Consider the following 22,868-nt stretch of genomic DNA (forward strand, 5'->3'; position numbering starts at 1 on the left):
TGCGGCAATAATGAGGATGCCATGACCAGCGTAACTGACCGTCCACTCGTCGCGCCCGGGCGCAAGACTTCCGGTTTCCGCCCGTTCAAGGTGCTGAAGCATTTCCGAAAGCTCATTGCCGACAAGGAAGACACCGAACAGGTGTTTCACATCATCGAGGCGCTCAAGGGGCGGAAGGGGCATCGCCAGGCATGGGACTTCATCCAGTCGGATGAGGGCCAACGCATGATGCGCGAAGAGGTCAACATCCCGACGATGCTCGACGATCATGCACGCTGGGCCGATTGCGGGCCGAACAGCGTGGCGCAGCACTATATCCGTTTCATGAAGCGTGAAGGGTTAAGTGCCGCCGGGCTTGTGGCAGAAAGCCACAAGTGGTCGCCGCCCGAAAAGCGGCATCAGGACCAGACGGAATGGTATTTCGAGCGCCTGCGCGACACGCATGATTTGTTCCATGTGCTGACCAGCTATGGCCGTGACGGCTTGGGAGAGGCCTGCCTGCTGGGCTTCAGCTATGAGCAGAACCACAATCTCGGCATTCTCTTCATCGCCTATGCAGGCACGCGCCAGCGGTTGAAGGAAAGCAAGACGAACGCGCCGCTTTTCGATGCCATCCGTGAGGGTAGGGCGCTTGGCCGTGCGGCAGCAAAGATCGCGCATGAGGATGTAGAGGCGCTGATGCGCGAGGATATCGATGCGGCCCGCAAGCGGCTGAACATCGGCGAGCCTGTGATCTATCGCCGCTGCATCGCGCAATTGATGGAGGAAGGGCTGGCGGACAGCGACATGCGCTTGCCCGAACAACTCGCTGCCTGAGGTTTCTTAGCGGAGTTCCTTGCGGATCATCAGCTTGAGGCCGGACCAGATCTGGTCAACTGCGCAGACTTTCACATCGACGAAGCCGAGCGGCAGGGCGATCTCGCGGATCGTGTCTTCCGTGATGTCGGTCGCGACCTTCGAGGCTTTCTTCGGCCAGCTCACCCAAACAAAGCCATCGGGTGCAATTGTGTGACGGAGCTCCGTGAGCAAGTGTTCGAGTTCGGTGCGCCTGGACACGAAGACATGCGCAATGTCGAGGTCTTTGATGGGGCCGGGCTGTTCTTGAACACCCGCTTCGGCGAGCTCGACATGGACGGGCTCCGGCATCTCGTGGAACCAGGCCGTCAGCCCCGGCTTCAAGGAGAGTTTCTTGGCCAGTGGCGTGTCGGAATAACCCGCCATGATGATCAGCCTCCGATCGCTTGCCCCAGACCCTGCATTCCGCAGTCGCTCCAGTCTACAGCAAGGTGCCACAATGCGCCTAATCCAAGTGCGCGGACCCACCATTTGGGCACGCCGAGCATGAGGACATAGGCGATCGCGGCCTCCCAGCCGTGCAGCAGGTGGAAGCCGATGCTGCAACGATTGGGGTCAAAGATCGGATCGGCCAGCAAATGATCGAGGTCGATCAGGTTCGCTGCAAGAATGACGAGACCTGCCTGTTTCCAGCGCTCGCGCCACAATAGCCAGGCGATCAGGAAGGGCGCGGCAAGATGCCCGCCGTAGTGGATCAGGGGCTGGAGCAGTTGCACCTGCTCTTGGCCTCAGCCCTCCATCCAGTCGCGGAAGAAGCTCTGGTGCGCGTTGCGCAGGTCTGCCAGCGAAATGCCGAGCAGGCTGTCACCGCCCACGGTCCCGATCCGGCGGAATCCGATCTGCCCGGTTTCGGCATTCTCGGTTCCCTTGGCGAGGGCGGCGTTCAGCGCTTCCGTGTCTGGGACGCTGATCACATAGCGGCCCTGGTCCTCGCCAAACCACCATTGCGCAGGGGTGTAGTCCGCATTGCCCTCGACATCCGCGCCAAGTCCGCTTGCCAGCGCCATCTCGGCGAGAGCGACGGCAAGGCCGCCGTCGGACAGGTCATGCACCGCATTGACCAGCCCTTCGTCGATCAATTGATGGATGATCTTGCCCGCGTTTCGCTCGATCACAAGATCGGTGGGAGGGGTGCGTCCTTCGTCGCGGCCATGGATCACGCGCAGCCATAGCGACTTGCCGAGGTGCGAACGCGTCGGGTCCGGCTTTGCCCAGAATTCGGGGCCGACGAGGTAGAGCGTGTCGCCTGCCTGTTTGAAACCCATCGTCATCATATTGGCATAGTCTTCGATGATGCCGACGCCGCCGATCGCGGGGGTAGGAAGGATGGCCGATCCGCCGCCGGTCGCCTTGCTTTCGTTGTAGAGGCTGACGTTGCCGCTCACGATGGGGAAATCGAGCGCGCGGCAAGCATCGCCCATGCCCTCGAGCGCATGGACCAGCTGCGCCATGATTTCGGGGCGCTGCGGATTTGCGAAGTTCAGGCAATTGGTCACCGCCAGCGGCTTCGCGCCAACGGCACAAAGGTTGCGATAGGCCTCGGCAATCGCCTGCTTCCCGCCTTCATAGGGGTCGGCAAAGACATATCGCGGGGTGCAATCGGTCGAGATCGCGATCGCTTTCTTCGTGCCGTGAACGCGCACCACGCCTGCGTCGCCGCCGGTCTGGAGCGTGTCGCCCATCACCTGGCTGTCATACTGTTCGTAGATCCAGCGCTTGGAGGCGAGATTGGGGCTGGCCATCAGCTTGAGCAGGTCGGCGCCCACGTCGGCGCTGGCAGGAACGTCAGCCAGCGGCTTCACTTGTGCCCAGGCCTTGTATTCCTCTTTCGAGAGATAGGGCCTGTCATATTCAGGGGCGTCGGCGGCGAGCGGCCCAAGCGGGATGTCGCAAACTACCTCGCCGTTCCATTCGAGCACCATGTGCTGCGTATCGGTCACTTCGCCAATCACTGCGAAGTCGAGCTCCCACTTGCGGAAGATTGCTTCAGCCATGGCTTCCTTGCCCGGCTTGAGCACCATCAGCATGCGCTCCTGGCTCTCGCTCAGCATCATTTCGTAGGGCGTCATGCCCTCTTCGCGGCACGGCACCTTGTTCATGTCGAGCCGGATACCGGCCTTGCCATTGGTGGCCATTTCGACGCTCGAGGAAGTCAGGCCTGCGGCGCCCATGTCCTGGATGGCGACGATGGCGTCAGTCGCCATCAGTTCGAGGCAGGCTTCGATAAGCAGCTTCTCGGTGAAGGGGTCGCCCACCTGCACGGTCGGGCGCTTTGCCTCCGCATCTTCGCCGAAATCGGCGCTGGCCATGGTCGCGCCGTGGATGCCGTCGCGCCCGGTCTTGGAGCCGACATAGACGATCGGGTTGCCGAGGCCTGTTGCGGCCGAATAGAAGATCTTGTCCGCATCGGCGAGGCCGACCGTCATCGCGTTGACGAGGATATTGCCGTCATAGGCGGGATCGAAATTGGTTTCGCCGCAGACTGTCGGCACGCCCACGCAATTGCCGTAGCCACCGATGCCGGCGACCACGCCTTTGACCAGATGCTGCATCTTGGGGTGCTCGGGCCGCCCGAAGCGCAGGGCATTGGCATTGGCGATCGGGCGCGCGCCCATGGTGAAAACGTCGCGCAGGATGCCGCCCACACCGGTCGCTGCACCCTGGTAAGGCTCGATGTAGCTCGGGTGGTTGTGGCTCTCCATCTTGAAGATCGCAGCCTGTCCGTCACCGATATCGATCACACCTGCATTTTCGCCCGGGCCCTGGATTACCCACGGTGCCTTGGTCGGCAGCTTCTTGAGGTGCAGGCGCGAGCTCTTGTAGGAACAATGCTCGCTCCACATCACGGAGAAGATGCCAAGCTCGACCAGATTGGGTTCACGACCGAGCGCATGCAGCACGCGGTCATATTCCTCCGGCGAGAGGCCGTGCGATTCGACGATTTCGGGCGTGATCTGGGACATGGTCAGCGCCCTTAGCGCCCGTGTGCCGCTATCGCCAGTCCCGTGCGCGTTTGTGCCGCCGATTGTCCCCCACCCACCGCGCGAAAAAAGTGACGACGGCAAAGGCGGCCAGCGCTTGGAGATAAAGGCCGAGCCCGGCCTCTGTGGGATGCGGGCCGAACCAGTTGATCGCCTGGAACACCAACAGCAACGCCATCAGCACGAGCGGTTGGCCGATCGGCCCGCGCGTACTCCTGACATACCAATAGAATGCCGCCAGCGTGATGCCGATTTCCAGCGGCATTTCGATGGCGGGATAGTTCCACAGGCCAAGGCCGTAAGTTGTGTGACCGCCCGCCAGGGTCAGGTCGGGCCGGTGTACCAGCCAGTCGAGCGCCCAGTGCGACATCACGACCATGCCGGCCAGTACGCCTGCGATTTTTTCGCGTGAGATCGCGAAAACCAGCAAGCCGAAAATCACCGCCCACACGCTCGTACCCAACAGGCTGTGAGTGTAAGGCATGTCATAGAGGTCGAACGGCACCATCACCGTTGCATGCGGATCGATCCGCATATGCTCGATCCCGACTGCTGCGAATGCGAAGAACGCCCAGTCCACCAACTGCGCAGCCACGAAGAGCGTACCAAGGCCAGGTGCGCGGCGGCTTACGGCGGCGGCGGCAAAGGCGGGGGCGAAGTGTCCTATGAACATGCCGGTCTCAGCGCGCGAGTTTCAACGTGGCCCAGGTCGCGATCGCACTGGCGGTGGCAGTCGCGAAAGTGCCCCAGAGGATGTCGGCCACGCTCACATGCGTCGCCCAGACCTTGAAGACAGCCTGGCTGGTGAGGTCGAAAGTGGCATAGCAAAGCGCGCCGAGCAGCGCTCCGTTGAGGATCGCGGTGCCAACCCGTCCACTCGCGAGTGCCGGACGAATGGCGAACCACACCATGCCGCCAAGGTAAGCGATGTAGAACACCGCAGCGGGCGCGACGCGGAAGTCGTCGGCCATGATTTCACCGATTACGGGGCGATAGAGGTTGGGGCCTGCCCACCCGAGCCAGACCGCGTCGAGCGTCCCGAAGGCGACCGCAGCCACGACATAGGCGATTATCCACTTCATCGGCGTCTCCCGTTGACGACTGACAACTTGACCGCCCGCGTCGTGGCGGTCAATGCTCGCCGTGAAAGAGAAAAGGGGCCATGGCCATTTCCGACACGACCGAGATATCGCAGCTGACCTTCGAGCAGGCGCTGGGCGCGCTGGAAGAAATCGTGCAGCAGTTGGAGAGCGGGAATGTTCCGCTCGATCAATCGATTGCGCTCTATGAACGCGGAGAGGCGCTGCGCAAGCATTGCCAGAAACGGCTCGACGATGCGCAGGCCCGGATCGAGCGTATCGTCACCGATGGCGCAGGCGCGGCTGCGGGCACAGCGCCATTCGATTCAGACGGGTAAACCAGTGAGCGGGGGTATCGGACAAAGCCTCCTGAAGGACGGGCTCGCACGCGTACAGCGTGAGGTCGACAGCGTGTTCGATGCCATGCTGCAGGTGCCGCAGGACAGCCGGGCGAGGCTGGTCGAAGCGATGCGATATGCCGCGATCGGTGGTGGCAAACGTGTGCGCCCCCTGCTGCTGGTGAGCACGGCTGAGCTGTTCGGCGTCGATCGCGGCCGGGCACTGCGCGCGGCCTGCGCGGTTGAGGCGATTCATGTCTATTCGCTGATCCATGATGACCTGCCGTGCATGGACGATGACGACCTGCGCCACGGCAAGCCCACGCTGCACAAGGCGTTCGACGATGCGACAGCGGTGCTGGCGGGGGATTCGCTGCATGCGCTCGCCTTCGAGATACTTGCAGACCCGGAAACCAGCGCAGACCCTTTCATCCGGGTTGAGCTCATTTCCACCCTGGGCCGCGCGAGCGGGAAGGATGGCATGGCCGGCGGGCAGATGATGGACATGATGGCGGAGAAGGAAGACTATGACCTTCATACCATCACCCGGTTGCAGCAGTTAAAGACCGGGGCTTTGCTGGCGGCCTCGGTCGAGATGGGCGCGATCATGGGCCATGTCCCGCCTGAAGGCCGCGCGCATTTGCGCGCCTATGCGCGCGACATCGGGCTTGCCTTCCAGATCGCTGACGACTTGCTCGACCACGAAGGTGATGAGGCAAAGGCAGGCAAGGCACTGCGAAAGGACGATGGGCAGGGCAAGCAGACCTTCGTCACGCTGATGGGGGCTGAAAAGGCGCGCGAACAGGCCAAGGCTCTGGTAGAGCAGGCCATTGGGCATCTTGCAGCCCATGGCGAGGATGCGAGAATGCTCGCGGCCGTGGCGCGCTATATCGTGGAGAGGGACAAGTGACACGACGCATCGGTATCTATCCGGGAACCTTCGACCCGATCACGCTGGGGCACATGGACATCATCGAACGCGGTGCGAAGCTGGTCGACGAGCTGATTATCGGCGTCACTACAAATGCCGCGAAATCGCCGATGTTCTCGGATGATGAACGCCTGGCCATGGTCGAGCGCGAAGTAGCGACCATTGCCGACGGCAAGATCCGGGTTGTCGGTTTCAATTCGCTCCTGATGGATTTTGCCGACCGGATGGGTGCGCTGGTGGTCATCCGCGGCATCCGAGGCGTGACCGACTTCGAATATGAATACCAGCTCACGGGCATGAACCGGCAACTCAACCACGAGATCGAAACCGTGTTCCTCATGGCCGATGTGGCTTTGCAGCCGATCGCCAGCCGGTTGGTCAAGGAAATCGCGCTTTATGGCGGAGATATCTCCAAGTTCGTGACGCCAAGTGTGCGCGACGACGTCATGGCAAGGGTCGAGCGCAACGGGCGGCTTGGCAGCTAGCGACTGCAGTTACTAAGCTGTGCAGCCACGGGCGATCATTCATTGCGGCGACAGAGATGTGCGGCTAGACCGCCCGCCAACTCATCGGGAATTCAAACCTTCGTGACGTCAAACATGCTCAAGAACGTTTTCGCAATCGCCGCTACGCTCGGCCTGCTCTCCGCCCCGCTTCCGGCCATTGCACAGGAAGAGGCGCCTGCCGGCCCACGAATTTATGAGTCGGTCAATTACGACATGACCGTAGATCCGGAGAATATCTGGCTGCTCGACCTTTCTAATGGCGAGCGTGTGGCGATCCGCCTGATGCCCAATTGGGCGCCCAATCATGTCGAGCGTATCAAGACGCTTACGCGGCAGGGATTCTACGACGGTGTGATCTTCCATCGCGTGATCGAAGGCTTCATGGCGCAGGGCGGTGACCCTACCGGCACGGGGCAGGGCGGTTCGGAACTGCCCGACCTCAAGGCTGAATTTACCCCGATCCCGCATATCCGCGGCACCGTCTCGATGGCCCGCGCGAACGATGAAGACAGCGCCAACAGCCAGTTCTTTATCGTGTTCTATCCGCGTTTCAGCCTCGACAAGCGCTATACGAACCTTGGGCGCGTGATCAGCAACATGGCCGGTGTCGATGCGATCAATCGTGGCGAGCCCCCCGCCAATCCCACGCGCATCGTGCAGGCTTCGATCGCCGCGGACAACAAGCCGCGCCCGGCGATGCCCGAAGCTGAAGCGCCGCAGGACATCACTGCCGACATGCTGAGCGCGCCGATCGGCAATTAGCCTTCCCATCGCCGCATACCGCCTCTAGGGGCGCAGGCCATGCGTGTAGACCTGTTCGACTTCGAGCTTCCGCCAGAACGGATAGCGCTGCGCCCGGTGCGTCCGCGCGATTCCGCGCGCATGCTGGTGGTGCACGGTGAAGGCGAGTTCATTGACCGCCATGTGCGCGACTTGCCCGATTTGCTTGAGCCGGGCGATGTGCTGGTGTTCAACGATACCCGCGTGATCCCCGCCCAGCTCAAAGGCCGCAAGGCGGGCGGCGAAGCGAAGATCGGTGCAACGCTGCACAAGCGGGAAGACCTGCGCCGATGGATCGCCTTTATCCGCAATGCCAAGCGCGTGAAGGAAGGCGACCAGCTGGTTTTCGGGGGCGGGGTCACAGCGATAGCGGAAGCGCGGCACGCCGATGGCAGTTTCACGCTTTTCTTCGAAGGCGACGAGCCGGTCGAGGTGTTGCTCGACCGCGCGGGAACCATGCCTTTGCCTCCCTATATCGCTGGCAAGCGCGCAACAGACGAGCGCGACCGTGAGGACTACCAGACGATGTTCGCAGCGAAGGACGGTGCGGTTGCCGCACCGACAGCCGCGCTCCATTTCACCGATCGGCTGATGCGGGACCTTGCCGACCACGGCATCCTCAGTGAAACGCTCACCCTGCATGTCGGCGCGGGCACTTTCCTGCCGGTGAAGGCCGAGGATACCGAAGACCATCAGATGCATGCCGAATGGGGCCGGATCGAACCCGAGACGGCTGCGCGACTGAACGCGGCACGCGCGGCGGGCGGCCGGATCATCGCGGTCGGTACCACTTCGCTGCGCTTGCTCGAAAGCGCCGCGCGCGATGACGGCACGATTGCACCGTTCGAAGGCGACACGGCAATTTTCATCACGCCCGGCTATCGCTTCAAGGCTGTCGAGGGGTTGATGACCAATTTCCACCTGCCCAAATCGACGCTGATGATGCTGGTCAGCGCATTGATGGGAAGGGAGCGCATGATGGCGGCATATGCCCATGCAATCGAGGCGGAATATCGCTTCTATTCCTATGGTGACTCCTCATTGCTCTTGCCCTAATCAGTTGCAATGAGCGAACCTATTCTTGAGTTGCGCGGCCTGTCCAAGATTTATCCCGGTGGCCTGAAAGCACTCGATCACGTTGATCTCCAGATCCGCAAAGGCGAAATTTTCGCGCTGCTTGGCCCCAATGGCGCAGGCAAGACCACGCTGATCGGCGCGGTTTGCGGGCTGGTGCGGCCGACCAGCGGCACGATCCATGCCTTCGGGCAGGACATGGCTTCGCATTGGCGCGATGCGCGTCGCCGGATCGGCCTGGTCCCGCAGGAACTCAGCACCGACATGTTCGAGCCGGTGATCCGCGCGGTGAGCTATTCGCGGGGGCTATTCGGCCTTGCGCCGGACAAGGGGCGGATCGAGGAAATCCTGCGCTCGCTCAGCCTGTGGGAGAAGCGCAACGACCGCATCATGACGCTGTCGGGCGGGATGAAGCGCCGCGTGCTTATCGCCAAGGCGCTGGCGCACGAGCCTGACCTGCTGTTCCTCGACGAACCCACTGCCGGGGTCGATGTCGAGCTGCGCAAGGGAATGTGGGCGATCATCGACCAGATGCGCGGGCGCGGCGTCACCGTCATCCTCACCACGCATTACATTGAAGAGGCCGAGGAAATGGCCGACCGGGTGGGAATCATCAACAAGGGGCGGCTCATCACTGTCGACGACAAATCGGCGATGATGGCCAAGCTCGGCCGGACCGAAGCGCATATCGCTTTGGCTGCGCCGATGAGCGAGATACCGGCGGCCATCGCCAGCTTCCCGGTCGAACTGGAGAATGGCGGCACTTCGCTGCGCTATCGCGGGGGTGACGGTACGGGCAAGGGCAAGGCGGAAGTCGCCGAGCTGACCAAGGCGCTGACTCGCGCCGGGATCGACTATACCGGGATCGACACGCGCGAAAGCAGCCTCGAGGAGATCTTCGTCTCGCTCCTCGATCATGAGGAGGCCGCGGCATGATTGCGTGGCGTTCCACCTGGTCGATCTACAAGCGCGAGCTGGTCCGTTTCCTGCGCACCGCCTTCCAGTCGGTGCTGGCGCCTGTGCTCACGACTTCGCTCTATTTCATCGTGTTCGGCGCGGCGATCGGCGGGCGCATGCCCGACCTTGGCGGCGTGGGCTATGGCGCTTTCATCATTCCCGGCCTGCTGATGCTCACCTTGCTGGGTGAGACGACCAGCAATTCCAGCTTCGGCATCTACATGCCGCGCTTCACGGGTACGATTTACGAACTGCTCAGCGCACCGGTGGGCGTGGCGGAAACGCTGATCGGTTTCGTCGGGGCCGCCGCCACCAAGAGCCTGATCCTTGCCGCGATCATCCTCGTCACCGCGCGGCTGTTCGTCGACTATTCGATCGCGCATCCCCTGCTGGCGGTGGTCTATATCATGCTGGTGGCTGCGGCCTTCAGCCTGTTCGGCTTCATACTGGGCATTTGGGCGGACAATTTCGAGAAGCTGGGCATCATCCCGATGCTGTTCCTTACGCCGCTGACCTTCCTTGGCGGCACATTCTACTCGATCGACATGCTGCCCGAGCCGTGGGACAAGATCGCGCTGTTCAACCCGATCGTCTATCTCGTCAGCGGGCTGCGCTGGACCTTCTATGGCAGTGCCGATGTCAATTTCGGGCTTTCGCTTGGCATCACGCTCGGATTCCTTGCGGTATGCGTGGCAATCATCGCTTACATCTTCAAGACGGGCTGGCGCCTGAGAGCGTGAACGGCTAGGCGCGCGGGCGCTATGGCAGACCGCTTTTCCTTCTCGATACACGCCACAGACGGCAAAGCCCGCACCGGCACGATCCGCATGCTGCGCGGAGAAATCCGCACGCCCGCCTTCATGCCCGTCGGCACCGCCGCCACGGTCAAGGCGATGAAGCCCGAAAGCGTGCGCGCAACCGGCGCAGACATCATTCTCGGCAACACCTATCATTTGATGCTCCGCCCGGGGGCGGAGCGGGTCGCCCGTTTGGGCGGGCTGCACCAGTTCATGAACTGGCCGCGCCCAATCCTGACGGATAGCGGCGGCTACCAGGTGATGAGCCTTTCGGAGCTGCGCAAGCTGACCGAGGAGGGAGTCGAATTCCGCAGCCACCTCGACGGATCGAAGCACATGCTCACGCCCGAACGCTCGATGGAAATCCAGCGCCTGCTCGGCAGCGATATCGTGATGGCGTTCGACGAGTGCCCGCGTGCGGACCAGCCGCGCGATGTGATTGCCCGTTCGATGGAGATGTCGATGCGCTGGGCAAAGCGCAGCCGTGACGGTTTTGACAGCGGCGGCGAACATGCGGGGCGAGCGGCGCTGTTCGGCATCCAGCAGGGCGCTCTCGACGAGGATCTTCGCAAGGTCAGTGCCGAGAAGCTGATCGAGATCGGTTTCGATGGCTATGCCGTGGGCGGGCTGGCGGTGGGCGAGGGGCAGGAGGCGATGTTCGCCACGCTTGATTTCGCGCCCGGCCAATTGCCGCAGGACAAGCCGCGCTATCTGATGGGCGTGGGCAAGCCCGACGATCTCGTGGGGGCGGTCGAGCGCGGGATCGACATGTTCGATTGCGTGCTGCCGACACGCTCGGGCCGCAACGGGCAGGCCTTCACCTGGAACGGACCGCTCAATTTGCGCAATGCGCGCCATGCCGAGGATAGCGCGCCGCTCGATGACAGGTGCACATGCGCCACCTGCGGCAGCTATTCGCGCGCCTATCTCCATCATTTGCACAAGTCGGGCGAGATATTGGGCGCCATGCTGGTGACCGAGCACAATCTCAGCTTCTACCAGCAGCTAATGGCGGCCATGCGCGATGCGATCGGGGAAGGGCGCTTCGGGGAATTCGCGAGCACTTTCCGGCGGGATTACCTTGCTGCGTCAAGCTAGCGGAGAATCCCGGCTAGCAATTCAGGACTCGTCATTCCCGCGCACGGCTTTTCTCACCGATGCGACACATGCGACACTGTCTAAGAAGAAAACTCCCGGCTCGTCATTGCGGGCGTAGCTGAGCAATCCATGCAAACGCGAGCCTAGGTGGATTGCCACGTCGGCTGCGCCTCCTCGCAATGGCAATACGAGGGATGGAGCGTTGGGATGATACAACGATGGCAAAGAGCGGAGCGCGCTTGTGCCAGAACATAGCCATGTAGGAAAATCGGAATGGCGGCATTCAGCAGAGAAATCGTCATTCCCGCGAACGCGGGAATCCACGAACGATAAGCGACGGTAGGCCTATGGATTCCCGCGTTCAGCCTCCGGCTGTGCTTCGCAACCGCGGGAATGACGATGGGAGCGGTTGCTCACAGATGTCCACTTACCACCCATAATCGGACGTAGCCCCAAACAACCGATGCCAAACAAAAAGGGCGGCCCTTTCGGACCGCCCTTTTGCGTGACGATATTGTCAGAACTTAGCGCGAGTAGAACTCGACGACCAGGTTCGGTTCCATGGTGACCGGGTAGGGCACTTCGTCGAGCTTCGGCACGCGGGCGAAGGTCACCTTCGCATTGCCGTCAGCCGACACGTAGTCCGGAATGTCGCGCTCGGGCAGGCCCTGCGCTTCGATCACCAGCGCCATTTCCTGCGCCTTCTTGCCCAGGGTGATCACGTCGCCAACGATGACGCGACGGCTGGCGATGTTGCACTTCACGCCGTTCACATAGACGTGGCCGTGGCTCACGATCTGGCGAGCCGCGAAAATGGTCGGTGCGAACTTGGCGCGATAGACAACCATGTCGAGGCGCTGTTCGAGCAGGCCGATCAGGTTCTGGCCGGTGTCGCCCTTCATGCGCGCCGCTTCCTGGTAGGTGCGCTTGAACTGCTTTTCGGTCACGTCGCCGTAATAGCCCTTGAGCTTCTGCTTCGCGCGCAGCTGCAGGCCGAAGTCGCTCATCTTGCCCTTGCGGCGCTGGCCGTGCTGGCCCGGGCCGTAGGAACGCTTGTTGACCGGTGAATTCGGACGACCCCAGATGTTTTCGCCCATCCGGCGGTCGAGTTTGTACTTGGCGCTCTTGCGCTTCGACATAAGTCGTATCCTTCAATTTGCTGGATCACCCCAATGGTGACCGTTCAACCCGGCATCGCACCGCCGGACCTGTTGTCCGACGCGGCCACCGCTTCACCGGGATACGGGGCCAATTCGCGAAGGCGCGCGCATAGCAGGATTGTGTGGTGCGTCAAGCATTCACGCCCCTCTCGACAAACGCCCGGCAAGCCGCCACAGGGCGCGGCATGACCAAGACCATGACTTTGCCCGAGGATTGCGCCACCATGCTGGATGTTCGCGCGGGCGTAGACGCCACTGACCGCAAGCTGATGGAGCTGCTTGATCGCCGCTTCGGCTATATGCGCGCCGCTGCGCGGATCAAGCAGGACCGGGACAGCGTGCGCGACGAAGCTCGCAAGGCGGCAGTTATCGCCAATGCCCGCGCGGATGCGGAGGCGCGAGGCCTTCCGGCGGGAAGGCTCGCTGAGATATGGAACCTGCTGGTCGAAACCTCGATCGCTTACGAATTCGAGGAATGGGACCGGCTACGCAACCGGGCGTAGCCGATTCCTTGACCTAGACCGGCTTGATGCCGGCGCTCAGGATGCGAAGCGGTCGCTATCCCGCGCCTCACGCGCGCTTTGCTCCCATTCGGCTTTCGTCTTGCAAATCTTCTTGCCTCCAAGCCGCGAGCCGGTTCGGCCCTCGTCGCGCTTGCAGATCTTCTTTTCTTCTTTCGCTTCGGGGGGCACTGCCTGTTCGGTGGATTCGGTCTGGGGCGTGCCCGCAGCATGGGCGGGAAGGGTCAGCGCGAGCGCTACCGGGTAGAGGGCGAAAAGAATGGGGGATTTCATGGAAATGGACTCCGGAATGCAGAATGCACCGCGCACACTGGCCCGATAGAGCGAAGCGGACGAAAAGTCCTACTCAAAAATATTCTAGTGCACCTGCAGATGGTTCTGGTGGAATGAAGGCGTTTGCACGCCAGTAGGTCCGACCCCGCTCAGCCCTTGCGCGGTGGGCGTTCGAGCGACGAGAGGACGCCGCGCAGCGTGCGGATCTCGAGATGGTTCCAGCCCGGCTTGGTGAGGACGCCACGCAAAGTCTTGCGCGTCGCTTCAACCCGCGCTTCGGGGAAGAAATAGCCCTTGGGCTCAAGCATGCTCTCGAGATGCGCGATCAGGCCTTCCAGTTCCTCCTGCGGTGCAGGGGGCAACAGGTCTTCCTGTGTCGGTTGGACGACAGGCGCCTGTTTCGACCACTCATAAGCGCATAGGATCACTGCCTGCGCGAGGTTGAGCGAGCCGAATTCGGGGTTGATCGGAACGGTCAGGATCGTGCGGGCGAGCGCGACGTCCTCGGTTTCGAGGCCCGAGCGCTCGGGCCCGAACAGGATCGCGCTCTTGCCCACCGCCGCATGGATTTCGCGCCCGGCTTCGTCCGGCCCGACCACGGGCTTGGTCACGCCGCGCTTGCGGACCGTGGTGGCATAGACATGCGCACAGTCCGCCACAGCCTCTGCTACCGTGTCGAAAACCCGAGCCTGTTCCAGCACGATATCCGCACCAGCCGCTGCAGGCCCTGCCGAGGGGTTGGGCCAGCCATCGCGCGGAGCGACCAGCCGCATTTCGGTGAGCCCGAAATTGAGCATCGCGCGCGCCGCCTTGCCGATGTTTTCGCCCAGTTGCGGCCGCACCAGCACGATCGCCGGTTGTTCAGCTTGCCCCATCTTGCGCCGCTTCCTGCACGGTGCTGGCGAACTCTTCGAAGTCCTTCGCTTCGCTGAAATCGCGATAGACCGAAGCGAAGCGGATATAGGCCACGCTGTCGATCTGGCGCAGGCCGTTCATCACCATTTCGCCGATGCGCGATGAGGGGACTTCGGCATCGCCTGCGGTTTCGACCTGGCGCTGGATGCCGGAGACGAGCTGGTCGATCCGTTCCTGGTCGACGCCGCGCTTGCGGCAGGCGAGCGAAACCGACTGCTCGAGCTTGCCACGGTCGAATGCCTCGCGGCGGTCCCCGCTTTTGACGACGGAGACCTCGCGCAATTGCACGCGTTCGAATGTGGTGAAGCGGGCGCCGCAGCTAGAGCATTGGCGCCTTCTCCGTATCGAGGTGTTGTCCTCGGTCGGGCGGCTGTCCTTTACCTGGCTGTCGTCATGGGCGCAAAAAGGGCAGCGCATTCAGTCTCTTACTTCTTCAACCTGCTATAGAGTGCGATGCCGGCGCCAGCTGCAAGGCCAAGCGGCCAGCTGATCACGGGCAGGATCGCACCCGCCACTGCGCCGATCGCGGCCCCGGTCAACACCGGCTTGGTCGAGGGGTGTTTGACCCCCTGCTTGGCCATGCCGACGATTTCTTCCTTGGTGTCCTGGACCCAATCGCGGCCTTCGGGTGCATTATCGCTCATGGTTTATCTCCCGGGATAGACAGGAAAGGCCTCGCACAGTTCGGCCACCCGGCCGCGCACGCTTTCCTCTACCTGAGCATCGCCTTCCGGGCCGTTCTTGGCAAGCCCGTCGACGACTTCGGCGATCAGCTTGCCGACCTTGCGGAATTCGGCAGGGCCGAAGCCGCGCGTCGTTCCCGCCGGAGTTCCGAGGCGGATACCGCTCGTGACGAAGGGGCTGCGCGTGTCATAGGGGATGCCGTTCTTGTTGCAGGTGAGCCAGGCCCGGTCGAGGCCCTTTTCGGCATCCTTGCCGGTCACATCCTTCGCAGTGAGATCGACCAGCATCGAGTGATTGTCGGTTCCGCCCGATACGATGCGCAGGCCGTTTTCCTCAAGGCTGGCGGCGAGCGCGCGCGCATTCTCGACCACGGCGTGGGCATAGGCCTTGAACTCGGGGCGCAACGCCTCGAGGAATGCGACCGCCTTGGCCGCCACGACATGCATCAGCGGTCCGCCCTGCAGGCCGGGGAACACCGCCATGTTGAGCAGCTTGGTCAGCGCCTCGTCATTCCACAGGATCACGCCCGAACGCGGGCCGCGCAAGCTCTTGTGCGTGGTGGTGGTGACGACATGGGCATGCGGGAAGGGCGAGGGGTGCGCACCGCCCGCGACCAGCCCGGAGATGTGGCTCATATCGACCATCAGATAGGCGCCGACTTCGTCCGCTACCTTGCGGAAGCCTTCCCAGTCCCACACTCGCGAATAGGCGGTGCCGCCGGCGATGATGAGCTTGGGCTTGTGCTCCTTCGCGATCGCCATGACATCGTCCATGTCGATCCGCTCGTCATCCTTGCGCACGCCATAGGCGACAGGATTGAACCACTTGCCGCTCATGTTGACCGGCGAGCCATGGGTCAGGTGTCCGCCCGAATTGAGGTCGAGCCCCATGAAGGTGTCGCCGGGATTGAGCAGCGCCAGGAACACGGCCTGGTTCATCTGCGAGCCGCTGTTGGGTTGCACATTGGCGAATTCGCAGCCGAACAGCTGCTTCGCGCGTTCGATCGCAAGCGTTTCGACCACGTCGGCATAGTCGCATCCGCCGTAATAGCGCTTGCCCGGATAGCCCTCGGCATATTTGTTGGTGAAGACGCTGCCGGTCGCTTCGAGCACCGCAGTGGAGGCGATGTTCTCGCTCGCGATCAGCTCGATCTTGTTCTGCTGGCGCTTGAGCTCGTTCGCGATTGCCGCGGCCACTTCCGGGTCCGCCTGGGCAAGCGTGTCATGCCAGAAGTGGTGCATGATATCGGTATTGGCTGAAGGCGCTGTGTTCATTGGAGAGGCTCTATCGTGTCGGTGTCGGAGGGCGGGTTCGAAAGCTTGTCGACGCGGCGCTGGTGTCGGCCACCGGCGAACTCGGTCTCAAGGAATGTCTCTACACAGGCCTTGGCCATTTCAATGCCGACCAGCCGCGCGCCGAGCGCGATGCAATTGGCATTGTTGTGTTCGCGTGCGAGCGCAGCGGAAAGAGGCTCTGAAACCAGCGCGCAGCGGACATGCGGGTGGCGGTTGACGCTGATCGAAATGCCGATGCCCGATCCGCACAGCGCGATGCCGCGCTCAGCAGTGCCATCGGCGACGACCGCTGCCAGCTTGTAGCCATAGTCGGGATAATCGACGCTTTCGGTCGAGTAGGGCCCGAGGTCGGCGACCTCATGGCCGAGTTCCATCAGCCATTCGGCAAGCTCGGATTTGAGGTCGAGGGCGGCATGGTCAGAGGCGATGGCGATACGCATGCGCGCGACATAGGGGAGGGGAGCGATTCGCGCGACCCCTGCGAAGCGGTTTTTCCCTGCCTCGGAGACGTGCCTCAGCGCGGTGGCGTAGGTGGGGCGGGAGGTGCCGGCGGGGGATAATCTGCGGTGACAGGTAATGCGGCTTGGCCACGCTCCTGCTCCGGGCGGGCAGCCCGGTATTGCCTGATCCGCCGGTCCCATTCGATCATGATCGGATCGAATTCGGTCTGGAGCGAGGCGAGGAAGCGCTGGTTTGCAGCGGCGACTGCCGGATCCTCCAGCATCTTCATGCTGGCGCCAAGGTAATGCTTGCCCGCCGGTGTTTCGGCAAACTTGCGGATCTGCTTGAGTTCGTTGGCGGAAAATTCGCGGACATAAGCCTGCGCCATAGCATGCGCCATGTCATCACCGAAGCCATCGATCATCGGTGACAATTGTTCCGGAAGATAGGCCATGAAGTCGTCGAACAGTCGCGACATGCCAGGGTCATTGGTGTCGAACAGACCCGCTTGCATCATTTGAGAGCCGATCACCTTCATTACTCGCTGCAGGTTGGCGGTCCGCTCCGATGCTGGAACCACAGCCTGAACGATCGCCCGTGAGTCTTCTAGCTCGGCGAGGTTTGCCTCGCTGGCCTGCGCCTGTGTCGAGAATGGTGAAAGGACTAGAGCAGTGGCCAGCGCCAATGCACGGACATTCATGAGCATGTTCTGATCCCGGCAAACTTGGAAGAAAATTGTTTCGCCTCTTCGCTACCGGGATGGGTACCCTTTGGGCCAGTTAGGCAAGGCACTAGTGCAACGCGCGTCGGCCAGCACGCTACTTCAGTTGGCGCGCAGCCCATTTCCACAGCGCTGCGGCTTCGCCCGCCGCCTTGCCTTCAGCGTCGATCTCAGCGGCTACTTCGCCTTTGGCGGATGATCGGTGGAAATCCGCGCGCTCACCGAAATGTATGGGGCAAGTCTTTAGGCCATGGGCCTTGGCAACTTCGGTTGCTTCGGCAATTTGGCGCGTCGCACCGGATGGCACGGCATTGAATACGACGAAGGCGGGCTTGCCTGCAAATTCGACCATCTCGGCAACAGCTTCGAGTGCGTGCAGGTCGAACGCGCGCGGGCGCGAGGGGATCAGCACCAGATCGGCTGCCTTTATCGCTTCGCGCATGGCCGCTTCTGCATGGGGCGGGGTGTCGATTACGACAATTTTGATTTCGTCCTGTTGGTGCGCCCGTTCTATCGTCTTGGCTAGCCGGGCTGGTGGACTGGTTACCACAAGCGGGAAATAGTCGCCGCGCCAATCGCTCCACGCCGCAGCGGTTGCTTGTGGATCGGTGTCGATCACACAAGCAGGCTTCTTGGCCAGTGTGGCGCTTGCCGCGAGGTGCAAGGCGAGAGTGGTCTTGCCAGACCCGCCCTTTTGACTGACGATCGCTATGGTAGGCATGGGCCAAACCTCAAATTGCTGCACTGCACAATGGTACGGCAATTTGAGGCAAATGGCGAGCGGGAGCTTCCCTGGAAGAGTGGAAAATTCGCTCTACTGGTCGAGGAACGAACGCATCTTGCGGCTGCGGCTCGGGTGCTTGAGCTTGCGCAGCGCCTTGGCTTCGATCTGGCGGATACGTTCGCGCGTAACCGAGAACTGCTGGCCCACTTCCTCAAGCGTGTGATCGGTGTTCATGCCGATGCCGAAGCGCATGCGCAGCACGCGCTCCTCACGCGGCGTGAGCGAAGCGAGCACGCGAGTGACGGTTTCCTTGAGGTTCGCCTGGATCGCGGCATCGACCGGGATCACGGCGTTCTTGTCCTCGATGAAATCGCCCAGGTGCGAATCTTCCTCGTCGCCGATCGGCGTTTCGAGGCTGATCGGTTCCTTGGCGATCTTCATCACCTTGCGCACCTTTTCGAGCGGCATCGAAAGGCGCTGCGCCATTTCCTCAGGGGTCGGCTCGCGGCCTTCCTCGTGCAGGAACTGACGTGACGTGCGCACCAGCTTGTTGATCGTTTCGATCATATGCACCGGGATACGGATGGTGCGGGCCTGGTCGGCGATCGAGCGGGTGATCGCCTGCCTGATCCACCATGTGGCATAGGTGCTGAACTTGTAGCCGCGGCGGTATTCGAACTTGTCGACCGCCTTCATCAGGCCGATGTTACCTTCCTGGATCAGGTCGAGGAACTGCAGCCCGCGGTTGGTGTATTTCTTGGCGATGGAAATCACGAGGCGCAGGTTCGCTTCGACCATTTCCTTCTTGGCGATGCGCGCTTCGCGCTCGCCCTTCTGCACCATGTTGACGATGCGGCGCAGCTCGGGGAGCGACATGCCGGTCTGGCTGGCGATGTCGGCGATTTCCGCACGGATGCGTTCGATCGCATCGGCTTCCTTCTCGGCGAAGGCGGCCCACTTCTTGTCCTTCTTCGCGTTTTCGTTGAGCCAGGTCTCGTCCAGCTCATTGCCGACATAGGCATTGAGGAAGTCGATCCGCTTCACCTTGTGCCGTTCGGCAAGGCGCAGCATCTGGCCGCCAAGCGCGGTCAGCCGGCGGTTGAAGGCATAGAGATTGTCGACCAGGAACTCGATCTTGGTCGCATGGAACTGCACGCTTTCGACTTCGGCGGTGAGGTCTTCGCGCAGCTTCTCGTACTTGTTTTCCTTGGCCTTCGGGAATTCCTGCCCGGCGGCGAGCGTTTCAACCCGCTCGGCCTGCAGCTTCTCGAAGGTCTTGAACAGCGACGTGATGCGGGCGAAGCGTTCCAGCGCGTCGGGCTTCAGCGCAGCTTCCATCTGCGCCAGCGACATGGTGTTGTCGTCTTCGTCCTCTTCCTCGCGGCGGCGCGAAGAACCTTCCTCGCCGTCCTCGTCCTCGTCGCTTGTTTCTTCCTCTTCCTCGACCTCGTCGTCGTCGCGGATCGTGGGGCCGGCGGTCTCTTCCGAGATTTCGCCGTCGTCATCGTCGTCCTCGTCGGCCTCCATCTTGTCGGCCGGCGGTTCCTTCGAGAGCATGGCGTCGAGATCGAGGATCTCGCGCAGCTGCATCTCTTCATTGTTGAGCGCTTCGGACCACTGGATGATGGCGTGGAAGGTGATCGGGCTTTCGCACAGGCCCATGATCATCATGTCGCGCCCGGCTTCGATCCGCTTGGCGATGGCGATTTCGCCTTCGCGGCTGAGCAGTTCGACCGCGCCCATTTCGCGCAGGTACATGCGCACCGGGTCATCGGTGCGGTCGCCGGTCGCGGTCTTCTTGGCGGCGGCGCTGCCGGTCTTGCGGACGTCTTTCTTGGCGTCCTCGTCCTCATCGTCGTCGCTATCGTCGCTTTCGACTTCATCGACCTCGGATTCGCCGTCCGAATCCCCTTCGGCCTCGGCATCCTCGTCGCTCTCGACGATCTGCACGCCCATTTCGCTCAGCGCGGTCTGGATGTCCTCGATCTGGTCGGGGCTCATCTCGCCCGACGGCAGCGCCTCGTTCAGCTCGTCATAGGTGACGTAGCCGCGCTTGCGGGCCTTGCTGATGAGCTTCTTGACCGATGCTTCGTTGAGGTCGATCAGCGGAGCATCATCGTCTTTGGTGCTTGCCCCGGCTTTAGTCTTTGACGCCATAGGTCCGTGTCAGTCCGTTTCCAAATCGGAGACCGGCTCTTCTGCCGGCTCGCGAGAAATTTCCGTTTCAGCCGCGATTGCGGCCTTCTTTCGCCCAAAGTGCTTCAGGCGTTCGTTTAATGTGGCGAGCCGTTCGCGCAACCTTGTCTGTTCGGCGAAGGCACCTTCCGGATCCTCCGCGAACCGACCCATCGCCGCTTCAAGCGCAGCAAGAAGGGCCGGCCTTTCGACCAGCAGCGTAACGGCTTCAGCCAGTTCCTCGCGCGCATCTACCGGGTTGGTGCCTTCTCTCAGGAAGGCATATCGAGTCTGATCCGGTGGGGCGGGAAGGCCTCGCTCGCCTGATATGGCCATGTCGGCGCGCGAATCAAGCGTTTCCGACAGCTCGAGCAAGGTTTCGACAGTCTCGGCCATTTTCGGGTCGAGCCGGGCCAGTCGGCCGAGCGCTTCAGTGTGGCGAGCGATCTCTGCCGGGAAGCGCAACAGGCCATGCACCACTGCCCGGGCGAAGTCGTCACGCGCGCCGCCGCTGGAGGCACGCTTGAGCCGGGTCGCTGAATCGGGCGAAAGCGGCTGCGGGGCAGGGCGGCCGAAGGACGAAGGCTTCCATTCGCGCGGTGCGCGCTGGGGGAAGGCGAAGGCAGAGAAGCGATCGAGCAGTTCGCGGCGATAGAGCGCACGGATGTCGGGATGCTGGATCGCGTCGGCATGCGCCAGCAGACGCGCCTTGAGGCCTGCCTTGTCTTCGGGCGTGCGAAGCTCCTGCGCGTCGCGCTCGAAAGTCCACAATGCGTCGAGCAAGCTCGCCGGCTCGGCCAGCAGCTTCTCCATCGCCGCCTTGCCGCGCTGCTTGATTAAGTCATCGGGGTCGAGCCCTGCGGGAAGGCGCACGATGCCCAGGCTCTTGCCCGGCTGCAGCATCGGCAGTGCCCGGCCGATCGCGCGCATCGCCGCACGCTGGCCCGCCGCGTCACCGTCGAAGCACAGCACCGGCACGTCCACCATGCGCCACAGCATGGTCAGCTGAGTTTCGGTCAGCGCAGTGCCGAGCGGGGCAACGGCATCGGCAATGCCCGCATTCGCCAGCGCGATCACGTCCATATAGCCTTCGACCACCACCATGCGCCCGCTCTGGCGCGAGGCGGGGCCGGCACGGTGGAGGTTGTAGAGCGTGCGCCCCTTGTCGAACAAAGGCGTGTCGGGCGAATTGAGATATTTCGCCGCGCCTTCCTTCGCCTGCAGGATACGGCCGCCGAATGCGATCACGCGGCCGCGCGCATCCTGGATCGGCAGCATCAGCCGGTCGCGGAAGCGGTCATAGGGCGGCTTGTCATCGACCGAGATCAGCAGCCCGGCCTCGACCAGCATGGGTTCTTCGAATTGCGAGAGCGCGGATTTGATCGCCACCTTGCTGTCGGGCGCATAGCCGAAGCCGAATTCGCGCATCACCGCGCCGGAGAAGCCTCGCGACTTGAGGTAGTCGCGCGCCGCCGCTCCATCCGGCCCCTTGAGGTTGTCGACGAACCACGCCTGCGCCGCCTCGGTCACATCGACCAGGCCCGCGCGCTTTTCCGCCTGCTTCGCCGCAACAGGATCGGGGCGGGGCACTTCCATGCCTGCCTGCTGCGCCAGCTCCTTCACTGCATCCATGAACTGCAGCCCGCGCTGGTCGGTCATCCAGCGGATCACGTCGCCATGCGCACCGCAGCCAAAACAGTGATAGAAGCCCTTCTCGTCATTGACGGTGAAGCTGGGCGACTTCTCGTTATGGAACGGGCAGCATGCTTTCCATTCGCGCCCCGCGCGCTGCAGCTTGGTCGTGCGCATGATGACGCTCGAAAGCGTCACCCGTGCACGCAATTCGTCTAGCCACTGCGGGGAAAGAGCCATCTAACGACTTTGCCTGTCTCCACCGTTCGTGTCGAGCGAAGTCCTGAGTGGGTTGGTGACAGGATTGTGGACACAACTCCGTTCATGCTGAGCTTGTCGAAGCATCGTCCTTCTTCCTTAAAGAAATACAGCCCTTCGACAGGCTCAGGGCGAACGGAAGTTAGGAAAGCGCCGCTTTCACCAGCCCGCTTGCCTTGCTCATGTCGAGCTGTGCACCATGGCGTGCCTTGAGCTCGGCCATCACGCGGCCCATGTCCTTGATCGAGCTTGCGCCAAGCTCTGCCTTGATCGCTTCGATCGCGGCGGAAGTTTCGGCTTCGCCCAGCATGGCGGGCAGGAATTCCTCGATCACCGCCAGCTCGGCGCGCTCCTGCGCGGCCAGTTCCTCGCGACCGCCCTGGACATAGAGGTCGATCGATTCGCGGCGCTGCTTGGCCATCTTCTGCAGCACTTCCACCACCAGATCGTCATCGGCGATCTCCTTGCTGGAGGTGCGCATTTCGATGTCGCGGTCCTTGATCTTCGCCCCGATCAGGCGGAGCGCGGCGGTGCGGTCCTTCTCGCCTGCCTTCATGGCGGCGATGGTTGCGGCTTTGATGTCGTCGCGGAGCATGGAATCGGTCCCTTTTGTCTGGTCTTGGGCGGGCAGATAGTGATTGTGCCCCGAATAGTCGATATTTCTCCCCCATGC

The 22,868-nt window shown here is 62.3% G+C and carries 27 protein-coding genes; 10 read left to right on the forward strand and 17 right to left on the reverse strand.

The annotated features are described in order from the left end of the window. The first annotated feature begins 21 nt into the window (after positions 1-21). On the forward strand, positions 22-816 hold the full coding sequence (locus ACUJ47_RS02845) for a Coq4 family protein (protein WP_445536946.1): 795 nt from the start codon (positions 22-24) through the stop codon (positions 814-816). A gap of 6 nt (positions 817-822) precedes the next feature. Here the strand turns inward: ACUJ47_RS02845 and ACUJ47_RS02850 are convergent, their stop codons facing one another. Genes ACUJ47_RS02850 through ACUJ47_RS02870 form a run of 5 tightly spaced genes read right to left on the reverse strand, consistent with a single transcriptional unit; the run spans position 823 to position 4,918 of the window. After that, positions 823-1,221: a hypothetical protein gene (locus tag ACUJ47_RS02850; RefSeq protein WP_445536947.1), complete on the reverse strand. Its 399-nt coding sequence runs from the start codon at positions 1,219-1,221 to the stop codon at positions 823-825. A 5-nt stretch (positions 1,222-1,226) separates the two neighbouring features. Next, a complete protein-coding gene (locus ACUJ47_RS02855) occupies positions 1,227-1,571 on the reverse strand; it encodes a DUF6122 family protein (RefSeq protein ID WP_445536948.1) in 345 nt (114 codons plus the stop codon). A 12-nt stretch (positions 1,572-1,583) separates the two neighbouring features. Continuing rightward, on the reverse strand, positions 1,584-3,818 hold the full coding sequence (gene purL, locus ACUJ47_RS02860) for a phosphoribosylformylglycinamidine synthase subunit PurL (protein ID WP_445536949.1): 2,235 nt from the start codon (positions 3,816-3,818) through the stop codon (positions 1,584-1,586). Between the two features lie 28 nt (positions 3,819-3,846). Further along, positions 3,847-4,509, reverse strand: a complete 663-nt coding sequence (locus ACUJ47_RS02865) for a hypothetical protein (RefSeq protein ID WP_445536950.1) — start codon at positions 4,507-4,509, stop codon at positions 3,847-3,849. Positions 4,510-4,516: 7 nt separating this feature from the next. Beyond that, the gene (locus ACUJ47_RS02870; protein ID WP_445536951.1) at positions 4,517-4,918 is read right to left on the reverse strand and encodes a DUF2177 family protein; all 402 of its coding nucleotides are present in this window, start codon (positions 4,916-4,918) and stop codon (positions 4,517-4,519) included. Positions 4,919-4,998: 80 nt separating this feature from the next. Here ACUJ47_RS02870 and ACUJ47_RS02875 point away from each other — a divergent pair, with 80 nt between their 5' ends. The 8 genes from ACUJ47_RS02875 to tgt all read left to right on the forward strand — a co-directional run bounded on the left by ACUJ47_RS02875 (position 4,999) and on the right by tgt (position 11,396). Then, complete coding sequence (locus ACUJ47_RS02875; RefSeq protein WP_445536952.1) at positions 4,999-5,253, forward strand: exodeoxyribonuclease VII small subunit; 255 nt, start codon at positions 4,999-5,001, stop codon at positions 5,251-5,253. A gap of 4 nt (positions 5,254-5,257) precedes the next feature. Next, positions 5,258-6,163: a polyprenyl synthetase family protein gene (locus tag ACUJ47_RS02880; RefSeq protein ID WP_445536953.1), complete on the forward strand. Its 906-nt coding sequence runs from the start codon at positions 5,258-5,260 to the stop codon at positions 6,161-6,163. Then, a complete protein-coding gene (gene coaD, locus ACUJ47_RS02885) occupies positions 6,160-6,669 on the forward strand; it encodes a pantetheine-phosphate adenylyltransferase (protein ID WP_445536954.1) in 510 nt (169 codons plus the stop codon). Before ACUJ47_RS02880 ends, coaD begins: the two co-directional genes overlap by 4 nt. A gap of 114 nt (positions 6,670-6,783) precedes the next feature. Then, on the forward strand, positions 6,784-7,452 hold the full coding sequence (locus ACUJ47_RS02890; RefSeq protein WP_445538843.1) for a peptidylprolyl isomerase: 669 nt from the start codon (positions 6,784-6,786) through the stop codon (positions 7,450-7,452). 39 nt (positions 7,453-7,491) lie between these two features. Continuing rightward, positions 7,492-8,526 carry a tRNA preQ1(34) S-adenosylmethionine ribosyltransferase-isomerase QueA gene (queA, locus tag ACUJ47_RS02895; protein ID WP_445536955.1) on the forward strand — a complete coding sequence of 345 codons (1,035 nt, stop codon included), beginning with the start codon at positions 7,492-7,494 and terminating at the stop codon, positions 8,524-8,526. Positions 8,527-8,535: 9 nt separating this feature from the next. Continuing rightward, positions 8,536-9,480, forward strand: a complete 945-nt coding sequence (locus tag ACUJ47_RS02900; protein ID WP_445536956.1) for an ABC transporter ATP-binding protein — start codon at positions 8,536-8,538, stop codon at positions 9,478-9,480. Next, positions 9,477-10,241, forward strand: coding sequence for an ABC transporter permease (locus tag ACUJ47_RS02905; RefSeq protein WP_445536957.1), 765 nt, complete (start codon positions 9,477-9,479; stop codon positions 10,239-10,241). The genes ACUJ47_RS02900 and ACUJ47_RS02905 overlap by 4 nt, the downstream gene beginning before the upstream one ends. Before the next feature lie 21 nt (positions 10,242-10,262). Next, on the forward strand, positions 10,263-11,396 hold the full coding sequence (tgt, locus tag ACUJ47_RS02910) for a tRNA guanosine(34) transglycosylase Tgt (protein ID WP_445536958.1): 1,134 nt from the start codon (positions 10,263-10,265) through the stop codon (positions 11,394-11,396). A gap of 524 nt (positions 11,397-11,920) precedes the next feature. Here the strand turns inward: tgt and rpsD are convergent. Next, entirely contained in the window at positions 11,921-12,535 is a 615-nt protein-coding gene (rpsD, locus tag ACUJ47_RS02915; protein WP_445536959.1) for a 30S ribosomal protein S4, read from the reverse strand. A gap of 206 nt (positions 12,536-12,741) precedes the next feature. Between rpsD and ACUJ47_RS02920 the strand changes: the two genes are divergently transcribed. Continuing rightward, positions 12,742-13,059, forward strand: a complete 318-nt coding sequence (locus ACUJ47_RS02920; RefSeq protein ID WP_445536960.1) for a chorismate mutase — start codon at positions 12,742-12,744, stop codon at positions 13,057-13,059. A 36-nt stretch (positions 13,060-13,095) separates the two neighbouring features. Here ACUJ47_RS02920 and ACUJ47_RS02925 read toward each other — a convergent pair whose 3' ends face one another. From ACUJ47_RS02925 to ACUJ47_RS02975, 11 genes are all read right to left on the reverse strand, one after another. Beyond that, entirely contained in the window at positions 13,096-13,386 is a 291-nt protein-coding gene (locus ACUJ47_RS02925) for a hypothetical protein (RefSeq protein ID WP_445536961.1), read from the reverse strand. 113 nt (positions 13,387-13,499) lie between these two features. Next, a complete protein-coding gene (locus ACUJ47_RS02930; protein ID WP_445536962.1) occupies positions 13,500-14,225 on the reverse strand; it encodes an RNA methyltransferase in 726 nt (241 codons plus the stop codon). Continuing rightward, the gene (nrdR, locus tag ACUJ47_RS02935) at positions 14,212-14,682 is read right to left on the reverse strand and encodes a transcriptional regulator NrdR (protein ID WP_445536963.1); all 471 of its coding nucleotides are present in this window, start codon (positions 14,680-14,682) and stop codon (positions 14,212-14,214) included. The genes ACUJ47_RS02930 and nrdR overlap by 14 nt, the downstream gene beginning before the upstream one ends. Before the next feature lie 8 nt (positions 14,683-14,690). Next, the gene (locus tag ACUJ47_RS02940; RefSeq protein ID WP_445536964.1) at positions 14,691-14,909 is read right to left on the reverse strand and encodes a hypothetical protein; all 219 of its coding nucleotides are present in this window, start codon (positions 14,907-14,909) and stop codon (positions 14,691-14,693) included. A gap of 3 nt (positions 14,910-14,912) precedes the next feature. After that, positions 14,913-16,223, reverse strand: a complete 1,311-nt coding sequence (gene glyA, locus ACUJ47_RS02945) for a serine hydroxymethyltransferase (protein WP_445536965.1) — start codon at positions 16,221-16,223, stop codon at positions 14,913-14,915. After that, positions 16,220-16,684 (reverse strand): ribose 5-phosphate isomerase B, encoded by a 465-nt coding sequence (gene rpiB / locus ACUJ47_RS02950; protein ID WP_445536966.1) that lies wholly within the window; start codon positions 16,682-16,684, stop codon positions 16,220-16,222. Before rpiB ends, glyA begins: the two co-directional genes overlap by 4 nt. Before the next feature lie 74 nt (positions 16,685-16,758). Further along, complete coding sequence (locus tag ACUJ47_RS02955) at positions 16,759-17,391, reverse strand: DUF2059 domain-containing protein (protein WP_445536967.1); 633 nt, start codon at positions 17,389-17,391, stop codon at positions 16,759-16,761. 112 nt (positions 17,392-17,503) lie between these two features. Further along, positions 17,504-18,127: an AAA family ATPase gene (locus ACUJ47_RS02960; protein WP_445536968.1), complete on the reverse strand. Its 624-nt coding sequence runs from the start codon at positions 18,125-18,127 to the stop codon at positions 17,504-17,506. Positions 18,128-18,220: 93 nt separating this feature from the next. Further along, positions 18,221-20,287 carry an RNA polymerase sigma factor RpoD gene (gene rpoD / locus ACUJ47_RS02965; protein WP_445536969.1) on the reverse strand — a complete coding sequence of 689 codons (2,067 nt, stop codon included), beginning with the start codon at positions 20,285-20,287 and terminating at the stop codon, positions 18,221-18,223. A 9-nt stretch (positions 20,288-20,296) separates the two neighbouring features. After that, entirely contained in the window at positions 20,297-22,177 is a 1,881-nt protein-coding gene (gene dnaG, locus ACUJ47_RS02970; protein WP_445536970.1) for a DNA primase, read from the reverse strand. A gap of 160 nt (positions 22,178-22,337) precedes the next feature. After that, a complete protein-coding gene (locus tag ACUJ47_RS02975; RefSeq protein ID WP_445536971.1) occupies positions 22,338-22,790 on the reverse strand; it encodes a GatB/YqeY domain-containing protein in 453 nt (150 codons plus the stop codon). Positions 22,791-22,868 lie beyond the last annotated feature (78 nt).

It is taken from the genome of Altererythrobacter sp. Z27, assembly GCF_052683155.1.